Genomic DNA, 13,464 nt, shown 5'->3' with positions numbered 1-13,464 from the left:
GCTGAAATGAGAATCTTGATAAGCGAACTGCGCCCTTGGCTCAAGCTGCTTGCCAGGCGGCGGGCGCGTATGGCCCTGGGAGCACTGCTGCTGGCGCTGACGGTAGGCGCGGCGATTGGTCTGCTGGCGCTGTCCGGCTGGTTTATCACTGCCACTGCCCTGACCGGCGCGATGCTCGCGGCGGGCATGGCGGCAAGTCTCGAGGTCTACGCCCCTGGCGGCGGTATCCGCTTCTTCGCGGTGCTGAGAACGGTGGCCCGCTATCTTGAACGGGTCTACAACCATGACAGCGTACTGCGTCTGCTGGCCGAGCTGCGCAGCGGTATGTTCGCGGTCCTGGCCCGTCTCGATGCTCGGGCGCTGGGTCAGCGGCGGGCCAGCGAATGGCTCAACCGCTTGACCGCCGATATCGATACCCTGGATAGCCTCTATTTGCGCTTATTGGCGCCGCCGCTAGTGGCGCTGCTTGCCATCGCGCTGGTGAGCGGCCTATTGGGGATATTCTTGCTGCCGGCGGGGCTGGCGGTCGGCGCTGTGCTGCTTGCCCTCTGGGCCTGGTTGGTGATTGGCCAGGCGTGCCTTGGTATGGCGGCCAGCACCCGCCGCGTGGCGACCCTCGACCATCTGCGCGGGCGGATTCTCGAAACCTTACAGGGCCTCGCCGAGCTCAAGAGTTATGGCACCCTGAGCCAGCATCGAGCGCGTATCGATGCGGATCAGGCCGCACTCTATGCCGATCAGTGGCAGCTCGGGCGAGTAGCAGCCCTGGGCAATGCTCTGGTGGGATTGGGCGTCAGTCTGGCGGCGGTGCTGGCACTTTGGCTTGCCGCCGAGGCCTATCGGGCCGAGGCGCTGTCGGGGCCCTTGATGGTGATGATGCCGCTGGCCGTGCTGGCCATGGGCGAGGCCTTGGGGGCGTTGCCGGCGTCCTTTACTGGCTTGGGGGCGACCCGCGCCGCGGCGCGCCGCCTCAATGCCCTGGGGCGTTCACGCAGTGTGCTCAGCGAACCCGAGTCGCCGGCGGTGCCAGTCGCCGGCGCCCCAGGGGTGCGTCTGCGAAACGTCACTCTCACCTATCCCGGTGCTTTGACACCGGCGCTGGATGGGCTCGATCTCAGTCTCGAGCCTGGCGAGCGGCTGGCGCTGCTGGGGGCGTCGGGGGCCGGCAAGTCTAGCGTGGCGGCGCTGCTGGTGCGCCTGCTCGACCCCGATCAGGGTGAGGTGCTACGCGATGACATTCCGCTTGTCGATGTGAGCCTCGATGAGCTGCGAACTCGTACGGCCTATCTCACCCAGCACAGCGAGCTATTCGACGACAGCATCGCCGCCAACCTGCGCCTGGCTCAGCCCGAGGCCACCGAGGCCTCGTTATGGCATGTGCTCGAGCTCGTCGAGCTGGCCGATTGGGCCCGCGAACTGGCCCATGGGCTCGAGACCCGAGTGGGCGAAGGCGGTCGGCAGCTGTCCGGTGGTCAGGCGCGTCGCCTGGTGCTGGCGCGCGTGCTGCTGCTGGACGCGCCGCTGGTGATTCTCGACGAGCCTTTCGCCGGGCTGGATCGTCCCATGGCTGCACGCATCGCGGAGCGCCTGGATACCTGGCTGTGCGGTCGTACCGTGCTCTATCTGGTGCATCAGCTGCGCCACGATGGCAGCGACCCGCCGGGCATTCTGCGCTCCTTGACCTTGCGCGACGGCCGGCTTGGCTGATACTGGGCTGATGCGAGAGCACGCTGCCTGTGGGGCCTGTCGAGCCAGACGCGTGCAAAGGCTTTGCGTGGATGCGAGACATGCCCCACGATAGTGCAAGACTGAATGGAGAGCACCATGCAAGACTTCCTGACCCGCCTGCCGAAAGCCGAGCTGCATCTGCATATCGAGGGTTCTCTAGAACCAGAACTGATGTTCTCCCTGGCTCAGCGCAATGGCGTGGCGTTGCCCTATGGCTCAGTGGAAGAGGTACGGGCCGCCTACGACTTCGACGACCTGCAATCTTTCCTGAACCTCTATTACCAGGGCATGGCGGTGCTGCGGACCGCTGACGACTTCTTCGACCTGGCCATGGATTACTTTCGCCGCGCCCATGCCGAGGGCGTGGTGCACGTCGAGCTGTCCTTCGACCCCCAGGCGCACCTGAGTCGTGGCATCCGGATGGATGTGCAAATAGAGGGGCTGACCAAAGCCATGCGCCTGGCCGAGCGTGAGCTGGGCCTGACCTCGGCGCTGATCATGAGCTTCCTGCGCGACCGTTCCGCCGCTGAGGCCATGGGGGTGCTCGATCAAGCCGCTCCCTACTGGGAGATGATCGACGCGGTGGGGCTCGACAGCGCCGAGCTCGGCCATCCGCCGTCCAAGTTTGCCGCCGTCTTCGAGCGTGCCAAGGCGCTCGGCCTGCCGCGGGTAGCCCATGCCGGCGAAGAGGGGCCGGCGAGCTATATTCGCGAGGCCATGGAGCAGCTCGATGTCTGCCGTATCGACCACGGCGTGCGCTGCCTCGAGGACCCGGCGCTGGTGGCCGAGTTGGTCGAGCGTCGCTTGCCGTTGACCATATGTCCGCTGTCGAATGTGCGTCTCAAGGTCGTCGACCGGCTGGATCAGCACCCGCTGCCGGCGCTGCTCGAGGCGGGCCTGACGCTGACCCTGAACTCGGATGACCCGGCCTACTTCGGTGGCGGCATGCTCGAGAACTTCAAGGCCTGCGAGCGTGCCTTCGGCTGGTCGCAGGAGACCTTTATTGACTTGGCCAGAAACGCCATCGAGGCCGCCTTCATGAGCGAGGCGCGTCGCGACGAGCTGCTTGAGCGGCTTGCGGCGATGGCCGGCTAATGGGCCTAGCAGCATGACGATGGCTAGCCGGCAGACCGCTCTGTCGCCGCGCCGCACCCTGGCGAGCCTGGGGCTCTTGGTGCTGGCGGCGCTGGCTTGGCTGCCGCTTCCCGAAGCGCTGGCCGCCAGCACCCTCGATGCCACCCTGGCCAGCGCCTTCCAGAGCTTTGCCCTGGCCAAGGCGTTGAATGCGGTGATTTCGGTGCTGCAGTCGGTCACCGGGGATGCCCTGCTGGTGCAGATTCAGTTTGGCGAGGTGCTCGACCCGGCCAACGACATGGTCGAGCGCTTCTCCTGGGTGATGTTTGCCTCCACCGTGTCGCTGGCCTTCCAGAAGCTTTTGTTGGGTATCGCCGGCAGCGTGCCGGTCAAGGCGGCGCTGTCGCTTGGCTGCGTGGCCATGTTGACGGTGCTGCACCTGGGCAAGCCGGGTTGGCGAGGGATAGCCGGGCGGCTGTTGATCGTTGCGGCCTTCCTGCGCTTTGCGGTGATTGCCGTGGCCCTGGCCAGTGCCGGCGTCGAAACTCTGTATATCACCGATTCCCGTGAGGCCCTCTACAGCGAGCTCGAGCAAGATAAAGCGGTGCTCGAGCGAATCGCCGATCAAACGACATCCGAGGATGAAGTGGTCGCCGATGATGCACAAGGCGAGGATCAGGGCTGGTGGCAGAGCCTCAAGGATCGACTGGGCAATGGCGTCAAAGACCGGGTTCAGGCCGCCATGGACCGTTTCGATGCCATGACCCGAAACCTCGTCGAGCTGACCATGCTGTTTCTCGTCCAGACCATGCTGATGCCGCTGGGCTTTCTCTATCTCAGCTATCGCGGCGCCCGCTATCTTGCCGCTGGCATCACTCGCTCACCCCGACACCCGCCTGCGCTGACGCAGACATGATGCGTCTGAATTTTTGCAGGCTGAGTATGTGTCAGGCCCAATACCGAGAGCTCGGCCAGGGCAGGCCAGAGTTGTTACCCTAGCGTGCGCTGGCGAAAGCGCAGCGTAAACTTGCCAGGGAGAGGGATTTCACATGGAGTGGCTCAACCAGAATTCCGGCGCGATCAGCGCCGTTACCGGCATCCTGACCCTAATGATCTGGGTCTTCTACGCGCAGTTGCTCTACAACGGCTATGTGCGCCAGCGGCGCCCGCGCATCATCATCAACCGCGGCAGCGGCAAGAACCTGTCTTCCCTTTGCCTGATCAGCAACATGAGTGCGGAGGCGATCTTCGTCCAGCATATCATTGCGGTGCTCAAGACCGACGAGGGCGAAAAGCAGCTCGATCTCGTTGACTATCAGCAGTCCGAGGGTGAACAGCAGCACTATAGCAGCCATCAGGGGCCGCTCGACTCAGGTGAGTACCTGCACGTCGGCAGCTTCAGGAGCATCCTTAAGCATCTCACGGCACAGCATGGGCTCAATGCCGATGGCCGCAGTGATCTACCCCCTAGCGGCTATCAAACCCTCGAGATCCGAGTCGTCGCTATTTATGGTTCCGAGGACAACCCGGTCGGCGCTCGGCGGAGCTTTCGCCTCGATCTAGAAGGCGATGACGATCAGATCACTCCTAATGGCCTCGACACGCAGCGGCTCTCAAGCCGGCGCCAACGTCACCGCATCCGGCAGTGGATGCAGCAGCTCTAGCCCTACAGCTTAGCCCTTCAGCTTAGCCCCTGGGCTACTGCATTCTTCATTCGCGGCTATGCAGGCACTCGCCGCCGGCCCAGGTGGCGAAAACGCTGCGATCGTCGCCAAGCATCATCAAGGCGAAGAGCAGCTCGCCGAGGCTTGAGGATTCCAGGTTTGCTGTCTTGCCGATGCGCGCCGTGCGCCGGGCCAGCAGCGGCGTAGCCGCCGGGTCGAGCACTACGATATCGGCCTCCTGGCCGGGTTGCAGGGCACCGATGTGGCGATCGAGATGCAGCGCCCGGGCATTGCCGAGTGTCAGGCGGTAGAAGCCCTGCCAGGCGGTCAGCGGCTGGCCGAGCAGTTGGCCGACTTGATAGGCGGCCTTTAGGGTGGCGAAGCCGCAGAGGTCAGTGCCACCGCCGACGTCGCTGGCGAGGCTGGTGGCAAGACCCACCTCGCGGCATCCCAGCCGGTCGAAGAGGCCGCTGCCGAGGAAAAGGTTCGAGGTGGGGCAGAAGGCGATATTGGCGCCGGCCCCGGCCAGCCGTTCCCGCATCGCCTGGTCCAGGTGAATGCCATGGGCGAAGGTGCTGGTGGGGCCGACCAGGCCATAGCGTTCATAGACTCCGAGATAGTCTCTTTCTTCCGGGAACAGCTCGGCCACCCAGGCGATCTCGCCGGCATTCTCGGCCAGGTGCGTCTGCAGGTGCAGGTCCGGAGCGGCCCTGAGGATGGCGCCGGTCGCTTCCAGTTGGGCGGCCGTTGAGGTGGGCGCGAAGCGCGGGGTCAGCGAATAGCCGAGCCGGTCCTTGCCGTGCCAGTCAGCGATCAGCCGTTCGCTGTCGGCGACACCGCTGGTAACGGTGTCGGTGAGTGCCGCCGGGGCGTTGCGATCCATCAGCACCTTGCCGGCCAGCATGCGCAGCCCCCGGCGCTGAGCGGCAGTGAAGAAGGCATCTACCGACTGGGGATGCGAGCTGCAGAATACCTGGGCGGTGGTGGTGCCGGCTCGTAACTGTTCGTCGAGAAAGGCCTCGGCCACGGCGTCAGCGTGGGCGCGCTGTGCGAAACGACACTCCTCGGGGAAGGTGTAATCGTTGAGCCAGTCGAGCAGCTGGCGGCCGTAGGAGGCCAGGATATCGAGCTGTACATAGTGGACATGACTGTCGATGAAGCCCGGCATCATCAGCTTGCCGGTATAGTCCACCACCTCGATGCCGGCCGGCAGTTGCGGTGAGATATCCTGATAGCTCCCCACGGCCCGCACCCGGCCATCCTCGAGCCAGAGGGCGCCGTCTTGAAGGTAGGACAGGCTGCCCGGCGCCGGCTGGTCGTCTTCGCCTGGGTCATCGAGAAAGCGCACCAGTGGGCCTCGCAGCACGCGCATGGTGGGGCGGGGGTCGGTCATGGGAAATCATCTCCAGCGATAGTCAAAGACGTAGCGAGGGGGTATCGCGGCTAACGTGAGTGCCTGGCGATCTGAGAACTTAGCGGTCCGGGCCGAAGGCCTGGCGCAGCGTCTCGGGGGTAATGCCGCGTTTGTCCGGCGCGTCAGGCCGGGCGGGAGCCAGCGTCATCAGTTCGGCTACCACGGCAAGGGCGATCTCGTAGGGTCGTTTGCCATCGGCGCCGGCGATGCCGATGGGGCAGCGCACGCGGGCGATGGCGTCAGCGTCATGGCCGGCCTCGGTTAGCCGGCGCTTGAAGCTTGCCCACTTGCTAGCAGAGCCGATCAGGCCGATCGAGGTCAGGTCGTGACGCTCAAGCAAGGCGTCGATCAGCGCCAGATCCTGGCCGTGGTCGTGGGTCATCACCAGCGCATCGCTACCCGGCGGCAGCGATTGCACGGCAGTTGAGATCGCCGCTGGTTCCGCCCCGCTTGCATGAAGTCGCAGGCGCGCTGGCCCCGGCTCGGCGCTGGCCCACGCCGGGAAGGCGTCGGCACGGCTGTCGAACCAGTCCAGGCGCCAGGGCAGGGGGGCGATCAGGCCTGCCAGGGCCTGGCCAACATGGCCGGCGCCGAACAGGGTGATACGTCGCTCGGCGCCGGCGAAGGGTTCGATCAGCACATGCACATAGCCACCGCAGCACTGGCCGGAGCGGCCGCCTAGCGGGAAGGCCTCGAGGCTAGGTGCAGTATCGCCCCTGGCCAGGGCCTGCCGGGCGGCGGCGATCAGCTGGTATTCGAAGGTGCCGCCCCCCAGGGTATCGAAACTTTCCTCTGGCGTGATGACCATCTTGGTGCCGGGTTCTCGGGGCGTTGAGCCCGCAGCCCCGACCAGGGTCGCCAGCACATGGGGTTCGGCATCTTCCTGAAGCCGGTGCAGGGCAGCATGCCAGTGGCCGGCCATCTGGAAGCGACCGGCGTCAGCGTCAGGCCTGGACATGGGCATCGTCCTCCCGGGGGTGGCCTGCGGGACCTTTGTCGCCATGGTCTTGCATCGCCGCAATGGCCATTAGTACGCGTTCCGGGGTGGCGGGCGTATCCAACCGCGGACATTGCCCGTCGGGGGCTAGGCTTGCAAGCGCATTGCGCAATGCCGACCAGACCGAGATCGCCAGCATGAAGGGCGGCTCGCCCACAGCCTTGGAGCGATAGATGCTCGCCTGGGAATTGGGGTGTCCCTCGAGCAACTCGACGTTGAAGGTCGCCGGCAGATCACCGAAGGCGGGAATCTTGTAGGTGGCGGGACCGTCGCTGAGCAGGCGCCCGGCGTCATTCCACTTGAGCTCCTCGCTGGTCAGCCAGCCCATGCCTTGAATGAAACCGCCCTCGATCTGGCCGATGTCGATCGCCGGGTTCAGGGAGTCGCCGACGTCGTGCAGGATATCCACCCGCGTTACCTGGTACTCGCCGGACAGGGTGTCCACGGCGACCTCACTGACCGCCGCGCCATAGGCGAAGTAGTAGAAGGGCCGGCCCTTGGCGGCTTCCCGGTCGTAGTGGATGAGCGGCGTCGAATAGAAGCCCTGGGCCGAGAGCGAGACACGGCCGATGTAGGCCGCCTGGACCAGCTCGCCCCAGGCGATGCGGTACTTTCCTTCGCCGCTGCCCGCCATCAGCATGCCGCCTTTCAGCTGCAGATCGCCGAGCTTCAACCCGGCCTGCGGCCATAGAGTTTCCAGGGCAAAGGCGAAGAGCCGCTCGCGCAGCTTGAGTGCCGCATCCCGGGCCGCCTGGCCGTTGAGGTCGGCGCCGCTGGAGGCGGCCGTGGGCGAGGTGTTGGGCACCTTGTCGGTGCGGGTGGCGCTGATGCTTACGCAGGAAAGCTCGAGCCCCAGTTCGCGGGCCACTACCTGGCAGACCTTGGTGTGCAGGCCCTGGCCCATCTCGGTACCGCCGTGATTGATCATCACGCTACCGTCGGTATAGACGTGCAGCAGGGCGCCGGCCTGGTTGAGGTGCTTGGCGGTGAAGGAGATGCCGAACTTCACCGGCGTCAGCGCCAGGCCGCGACGGATGATCGGGCTGCGGGCATTGTAGGCGCTGATCTCGGCGCGGCGCGCCCAGTAGTCGCTGCTCGATTCGAGTTGGCCGATCAGGCTATGCAGCAGATCGAGCTGTTCCACCTCTTGGCCGTAGTGGGTCGTTTCACGCCCATGGCGGTAGAGGTTGCGCTTGCGAATGGTCAGCGGGTCTTCGCCCAGGCGGTGGGCGATATCGTCCATTGCCTGCTCGATCAGCATCATGCCCTGGGGGCCACCAAAGCCGCGAAAGGCAGTGTTCGAGGCGGTGTGGGTGCGCGCCCGGTGCCCGGTAACGCGTGCTGCACCCAGGGAGTAGGCGTTGTCGGCGTGGAACATGGCCCGGTCGACGATCGCCTCGGAAAGATCCGGCGAGTAGCCGCAGTCGCCGATCAGGGTCATATCGCCGCCCTGAATGACGCCGTCGTCATCGACTCCCAGCCGATAGCGGCTATGGAAGGGGTGGCGCTTGCCGGTGAGGCGCATGTCGTCGCCCCGGGATAGCCGCAGACGAGCCGGACGCTGGGTGCGACGGGCGATCAGCGCGGCGATGCAGGCCCAGGGCGAGGCCTGGGTCTCCTTGCCACCGAAGCCGCCACCCATCCGGCGTACCTCCACGGTCACCGCATGGAAGGGAATGCCCAGTACCTCGGCGACCAGCTTCTGGGTCTCGCTGGGGTGCTGGTTAGAGGTATGCACCACCACGCCTTCGTCCTCGCTGGGAGTGACCAGACAGGCCTGGCCTTCTAGATAGAAATGCTCCTGGCCGCCGATGAACTGCTCTCCCGAGACCACATGCCTGGCGTTACTCAGCGACTGCTGCCAGTCGCCGGACTGCTGAACGTGAGTGGGGCGCACCAGGTCATTCTTTTCGGTGGCGGCGACCGGGTCCAGGCTCGCCGGCTGCTCGTCGATCTCGATGATCGCGGCCTTGGCGGCGCGGCGTGCGGCGTCGTGGCTGTCGGCGGCTACGGCAAACAGACACTGGCCGGCGTAGCTGATCTCGTTTTCGACGAAGATCGGGTCACCGTGAAAGACCGGGCCGATGTCGGTGTGGCCCGGCACGTCGTGGAAGCTGATGACATCGACCACGCCCGGCATGGCCCGCACAGGATCGAGATCGAGCCGCTCGAGACGGCCATGGGCCAGCGGCGACAGGCCGATGGCAATATGCAGCGCGTTGGCTGGTGCCGGCAGGTCGTCGATATAGGCCGCCTGGCCGGTGACATGCTTGATGGCGCTCTCATGTCGCTGCGCCGCCTTCTTATCGAGGCGCTTGGCATCGACGCCCTTGGTATCGCCAGCGTATTCCTCACCGGCCCTGTCGGGCGCAGCAGAAGCGGCAGATAGCTTAGTCAGCGTACGCATCGAGCATCACCTCCATGGCCGGAGTGTTTGGCGTGTTCGCGCCTTGTGAGGTGTCAGTGACGATCTTGAGGCGCAATCGCTCGAGCAGGTTGGCGGCGGCAAGGCGGCGATACGCGCTTGAGCCGCGCACGTCGCTCAAGGGCTGGAAGTCGTCATCGAGGGCTTGCTTGGCGGCGGCGAAGGCTGCCTCGGACGGTGGCTGGCCCTCTAGCGCTGTCTCAGCACCTCGGGCCCGGGCAGGAATCGCTGCCATGCCACCAAAGGCCAGTCGAACGTCGCGCAGCCGGCCATCCTCGAGCTGCCAGCTAAAGGCGCCTAGAACGGCGGAAATATCGTCCTCGCGGCGCTTGGAGAGCTTCCATACCTTGAGCTGGCGCCCTTCGGTCAGCCAGGGCAGCCGGATCTCACGCAGGACTTCCTGGGCTCCCAGCGCCGTCTGCCGATAGTCGAGGAAAAAGTCCTGAGCCGGCATCTCGCGGGCGCCCTCGGGGCTTTCGAGCAACAAGCTGGCATCCAGGGCCAAGAGTACCGGAGGGCCGTCACCGATGGGGGAGGCGTTGGCAACGTTGCCACCCAGGGTGGCGCGATGTCGGATCTGCGAGGAAGCGAAGCGATGCAGCAGCCGGGCGAAGGCCGGGAAGTGTGTCTCGAACACCGGCTCGAGCCGGGCGTAGGTCACGGCGGCGCCGATATGCAGACCTTGGTCGTGTTCCTCGAGTACCTGGAGCTCGGCTAGGTTGCACAGGTCGATCAGCTCAGGAAGCTCTTTGAGCTGCTGGGTGCGCTCAAGCCATAGGTCGGTGGCGCCGGCTACCAGGCGCGCACTGGGGTGGTCGCGGCGCAGGGCGAACAGCTCGGCAAGATGGTTGGGGCGATGATAGTGGCCGTCATCGGCCGGGTCTTCTTGATGGCTGGCTGCCACCTGGTCGCTTAGCTGCTGATTGTCGGTCCAGGTGGGGCGGTGCTGATCGGCCGGGTAAGCCAACATGGCTTGGGCGGCGTCGCGGATGGGCCGGTAGCCGGTGCAGCGGCACAGGTTGCCGCCCAGGGCGGCTTCGAGGCGTGCTTGAGAATAGGGGGCAAGCGTGGCTGTCTGTCCCCCGGACTCATGAGAGCTGGCCTCATAAAGGGTAAACAGCGACATCACGATGCCTGGGGTGCAGAAGCCGCACTGACTGGCATGGCAGTCGACCATCGCGGCCTGGGCGGGATGCAGGGCATCGCCTCTGGCCAGCCCCTCGACGGTCACCAGGTGACGGCCCTTGAGCTGATGGGCCGGCAGGATGCAGGCATTGGCATTGTGGTAGCGGAGACCGCCATGTCCATCTGGTTCGCCGATCGCCACGGTGCAGGCGCCGCAGTCGCCAGAGGCGCAGCCTTCCTTGGTGCCGGTGGCGCCAAGGCGCAGGCGAAGCAGTTCCAGCACGCTGATATCAGCGGGCAGACCGGCAAGCGAATGGGGCTCCCCGTTGAAATGGAAGTCGATCATCGCGCGATTCCAGGTTGTTATTGTTGGCAGGCGTTAGTTCTTGACCAAATGGTCAAGATGATCAAAGGTTGGCGCAAAGTGCCCGCCAGTGCAAGCGCCGGATATGACGGCTTCGGCCGGCGGCGTCAAGTTGAGCGCTCGGTCCCGGCATGAGGCATGCCTGGGCCGAAAGTTTTTCATCCCACCTCGAGACCTGCGATGACGGTGATTTCCGAGGTCGGCAGTTCGCCGATCAGCTCTAGTGCCAGCTCAAGATCCAGCGCCGGAGAAAGCGAGGCCTCGGCGATTCGCCAGCGCAACGAGGAAAGAATTCTCGAGGCTGCCGAGGCGGTCTTTGCGCAACACGGCTATCGGGGCGGTAGCGTGCAGGCGATCGCCGAAGCGGCGGGGCTGCCCAAGTCCAATGTGCTCTACTACGTGGGAAGCAAGCGGCGGCTCTATGTGGCGCTGCTCGAGCGCATGATGGCGCGCTGGAATGCCATGCTTGACGACATCAGCGTCGATGATGATCCGGCCGAGATACTGGAAGCTTTCATTCGTAGCAAGATGGCGCTGACCCGAGCGCACCCCCAGGGCTCGCGGCTGTTTGCCGCCGAAGTGCTCGGAGGTGCGCCTTTCCTGCAGGACTACCTGCGGGGCGAGCTACGTGATTGGGTGCAGGCCAGGGCCCGGGTCTTCGAGCAATGGGCCGAGCGGGGCCTGATGGACCCGGTAGACCCGGTATGGCTGATTTTCCTGATCTGGTCGGCGACTCAGCACTATGCCGACTTCGAACCCCAGGTGCTGGGCATTACCGGGCGCGACGCACTGGGCGAGCAGGACTATCAGCACATCACCGATTTTCTGTGTCGGCTGATTCTCAAGGGGTGTGGAATTCGCGGCTAGGCTGACCTGTTATACAAACCAATCGTACAACCCAATCATACAAACCAATCGTACAAACCAATCATACAATCCCGGTATACAATGGTGCTCCAGTCAGGTGGCCAGGATGACCACGCCGGTTTATTCGGGCCAGATGAGGTTCAAGTTATCCATTCAGGCAGTGGCAGGCTTCTTTCGAGGCGTGGCCCAGACGGACGGCGAGTATGAGCGGCAGTTGGCAACAGGAACGGCATGGCAACGACATCTCGTCGGGCAGTCGCGCAAGCGATGAACAGATCGTCGAACAGGTTCGTCGGGCGGTGCTGACGCAGCGCTTGCCGCCGGGCACGCGGCTACCCGAGGTGGCGTTGGGCGAGGCCTTTGGGGTCAGTCGCTCGGTGGTGCGCAAGGCGCTGACTCGGCTGGTCGCCAACCATGTAGCGGTCCAGCGGCCCAATCAGGTCGCGCGGATTGCGTCTCCCGATGTTGACGAGACCCGCGAGATTTTCTCGGCGCGTCGCCTGATCGAGGGCGAAGTGGTGGCCCTGATGACCGGATCTTTGACCCAAGCGCTGCGCCAGCGCCTCGCGGCGCTGGCTGAAGCCGAGAAGGCGGCCTTTGCGGAAGGCGACGAAGAACGGCGCATCGAGGCGTCGCTGGCCTTTCACCACTGCCTGGCCGAACATTCCCCTAACCGAACCCTGGGGGCCATGCTGGGGGATCTGATTCTGCGAACCTCCATCGTGATCGCCCTTTACAAGCCCGCGGACCTGGCGTCTTGTTATCTGGAAGGCGACCATGACGACCTGCTGGCTCAACTGGTGGCCGGTCAGCCCGATGCCGCCCGTGCAAGAGTGCAGACGCACCTGAACTCCCTCGAAGCGCTGCTGGATCTGCGGACGCCGACTGGGGCCATCGACCTCGGTGCGCTTTTCGGGCGCGGCCAATCTCTGAGCCAAGCGGACGCTTAGAGGGCGTCTGACAATGTCGAAGTCCAGAAGCTAACGCTCTTGTCGCGCAGTGCCGCGACATCGTTGTTCAGCCATTCGCGAATTTCTAACACGCCACGCCCAAGCCACTCATGAAGCGCCTGGCTGCTCTGGCGCAGATGGTAGGCGCGGGGCAGCCAGGCCCAGAGGCTGTCTGGCGGCGGGCTGGCAAAGTCGGTGGGGGCGGGCAGAACGCTGATCCCCGCCGCCTCGAATTCGCGCACGGCCCGCGGTAAGTGCCAGGCCTGGGATACCAGCGCCACCCGATGAATCCCTGCCTGTTGCAGCATGGCCGCGCTGAAGCGAGCATTTTCCGCTGTATTACGGCTTTGGCTTTCCACCCAGGTGGGTTCCAGCCCAAAACTGTCCCTCAATGCCAGTTTCATCAGCGTAGCCTCGGCACGCTTCTCGCCGTGCATTCGCCCACCACTGACCATGAGGGGCAAACCACTGAGCCGGTGCAGGTGCGCGGCATAGGCGAGGCGGCGCCAGGTGGCGTTGTTGGGCGTATCACCCCAGCCGAATTCGGGGCTCTGGTAGTCGCGGCCGCCGCCCAACACCAGGATGGCCTGGGTCGACGCCAGCTCGTCCTGGGTCACTGGCGGGTAGGGCTCCAGGCCGGCTCGCAGCCAATGGCTGGCGGTGGGGGTGGCAAGCCACAGCAGGCCGCCCACGCCAAGAAGTAGCATGAACGCTCCCAGCCAGGGCAGGCGGCGCCAGAAAAGCAGCCCCAATACACCCAGCAGGACGTTGATGACGGGGGGCAACACTAGGTACTTGAGCCAGGTCATGGGTGTCCCTAGAGGTCATGGTGGTGGAGTGACGCGCCGCCATGAAG

11 protein-coding genes are annotated in these 13,464 nt (G+C 64.9%); 6 read left to right on the top strand and 5 right to left on the bottom strand.

The genetic code is table 11. The features are described from left to right. Nucleotides 1-6 precede the first annotated feature (6 nt). From cydC to BLR71_RS06635, 4 genes are all read left to right on the top strand, one after another. Nucleotides 7-1,707: a thiol reductant ABC exporter subunit CydC gene (cydC, locus tag BLR71_RS06650; protein ID WP_092524349.1), complete on the top strand. Its 1,701-nt coding sequence runs from the start codon at nt 7-9 to the stop codon at nt 1,705-1,707. 117 nt (nt 1,708-1,824) lie between these two features. Continuing rightward, entirely contained in the window at nt 1,825-2,823 is a 999-nt protein-coding gene (locus BLR71_RS06645) for an adenosine deaminase (RefSeq protein ID WP_092524347.1), read from the top strand. Nucleotides 2,824-2,842: 19 nt separating this feature from the next. Further along, nucleotides 2,843-3,718 carry a hypothetical protein gene (locus BLR71_RS06640; RefSeq protein WP_139172550.1) on the top strand — a complete coding sequence of 292 codons (876 nt, stop codon included), beginning with the start codon at nt 2,843-2,845 and terminating at the stop codon, nt 3,716-3,718. Between the two features lie 133 nt (nt 3,719-3,851). Next, on the top strand, nt 3,852-4,466 hold the full coding sequence (locus BLR71_RS06635; RefSeq protein WP_092524343.1) for a hypothetical protein: 615 nt from the start codon (nt 3,852-3,854) through the stop codon (nt 4,464-4,466). Nucleotides 4,467-4,512: 46 nt separating this feature from the next. Here the strand turns inward: BLR71_RS06635 and guaD are convergent, their stop codons facing one another. The 4 genes from guaD to xdhA form a co-directional block, all read right to left on the bottom strand. Next, nucleotides 4,513-5,859: a guanine deaminase gene (gene guaD / locus BLR71_RS06630; protein WP_092524341.1), complete on the bottom strand. Its 1,347-nt coding sequence runs from the start codon at nt 5,857-5,859 to the stop codon at nt 4,513-4,515. A gap of 79 nt (nt 5,860-5,938) precedes the next feature. After that, on the bottom strand, nt 5,939-6,838 hold the full coding sequence (xdhC, locus tag BLR71_RS06625) for a xanthine dehydrogenase accessory protein XdhC (RefSeq protein ID WP_245696362.1): 900 nt from the start codon (nt 6,836-6,838) through the stop codon (nt 5,939-5,941). Continuing rightward, entirely contained in the window at nt 6,825-9,284 is a 2,460-nt protein-coding gene (xdhB, locus tag BLR71_RS06620) for a xanthine dehydrogenase molybdopterin binding subunit (RefSeq protein WP_092524339.1), read from the bottom strand. The genes xdhC and xdhB overlap by 14 nt, the downstream gene beginning before the upstream one ends. After that, nucleotides 9,268-10,773: a xanthine dehydrogenase small subunit gene (gene xdhA, locus BLR71_RS06615; RefSeq protein WP_092524337.1), complete on the bottom strand. Its 1,506-nt coding sequence runs from the start codon at nt 10,771-10,773 to the stop codon at nt 9,268-9,270. The genes xdhB and xdhA overlap by 17 nt, the downstream gene beginning before the upstream one ends. A gap of 198 nt (nt 10,774-10,971) precedes the next feature. Here xdhA and BLR71_RS06610 point away from each other — a divergent pair, with 198 nt between their 5' ends. Next, entirely contained in the window at nt 10,972-11,658 is a 687-nt protein-coding gene (locus tag BLR71_RS06610; RefSeq protein ID WP_092524335.1) for a TetR/AcrR family transcriptional regulator, read from the top strand. Between the two features lie 203 nt (nt 11,659-11,861). Then, complete coding sequence (locus BLR71_RS06605; RefSeq protein WP_092524333.1) at nt 11,862-12,608, top strand: GntR family transcriptional regulator; 747 nt, start codon at nt 11,862-11,864, stop codon at nt 12,606-12,608. On the opposite strand, the gene BLR71_RS06600 is transcribed toward BLR71_RS06605, so the two are convergent. Then, complete coding sequence (locus BLR71_RS06600; protein ID WP_092524331.1) at nt 12,605-13,417, bottom strand: YdcF family protein; 813 nt, start codon at nt 13,415-13,417, stop codon at nt 12,605-12,607. The genes BLR71_RS06605 and BLR71_RS06600 overlap by 4 nt on opposite strands. Nucleotides 13,418-13,464: the final 47 nt, after the last annotated feature.

This window comes from Onishia taeanensis, from assembly GCF_900100755.1.
In the GTDB taxonomy this organism is placed as follows: Bacteria; Pseudomonadota; Gammaproteobacteria; order Pseudomonadales; family Halomonadaceae; genus Onishia; species Onishia taeanensis.
Note: the sequence above shows the minus strand (reverse complement) of the source record. Positions and strands in the feature narration are given on the sequence as shown.

Excerpts from the sequence above, each read along its gene's own strand:
- BLR71_RS06600 (WP_092524331.1), bottom strand. The coding sequence starts at position 13,417 with ATGACCTGGCTCAAGTACCTAGTGTTGCCCCCCGTCATCAACGTCCTG.
- guaD (WP_092524341.1), bottom strand. The coding sequence starts at position 5,859 with ATGACCGACCCCCGCCCCACCATGCGCGTGCTGCGAGGCCCACTGGTG.
- cydC (WP_092524349.1), top strand. The coding sequence starts at position 7 with ATGAGAATCTTGATAAGCGAACTGCGCCCTTGGCTCAAGCTGCTTGCC.
- BLR71_RS06645 (WP_092524347.1), top strand. The coding sequence starts at position 1,825 with ATGCAAGACTTCCTGACCCGCCTGCCGAAAGCCGAGCTGCATCTGCAT.
- BLR71_RS06640 (WP_139172550.1), top strand. The coding sequence starts at position 2,843 with ATGGCTAGCCGGCAGACCGCTCTGTCGCCGCGCCGCACCCTGGCGAGC.
- BLR71_RS06610 (WP_092524335.1), top strand. The coding sequence starts at position 10,972 with ATGACGGTGATTTCCGAGGTCGGCAGTTCGCCGATCAGCTCTAGTGCC.
- BLR71_RS06635 (WP_092524343.1), top strand. The coding sequence starts at position 3,852 with ATGGAGTGGCTCAACCAGAATTCCGGCGCGATCAGCGCCGTTACCGGC.
- xdhA (WP_092524337.1), bottom strand. The coding sequence starts at position 10,773 with ATGATCGACTTCCATTTCAACGGGGAGCCCCATTCGCTTGCCGGTCTG.
- xdhC (WP_245696362.1), bottom strand. The coding sequence starts at position 6,838 with ATGTCCAGGCCTGACGCTGACGCCGGTCGCTTCCAGATGGCCGGCCAC.
- xdhB (WP_092524339.1), bottom strand. The coding sequence starts at position 9,284 with ATGCGTACGCTGACTAAGCTATCTGCCGCTTCTGCTGCGCCCGACAGG.
- BLR71_RS06605 (WP_092524333.1), top strand. The coding sequence starts at position 11,862 with ATGAGCGGCAGTTGGCAACAGGAACGGCATGGCAACGACATCTCGTCG.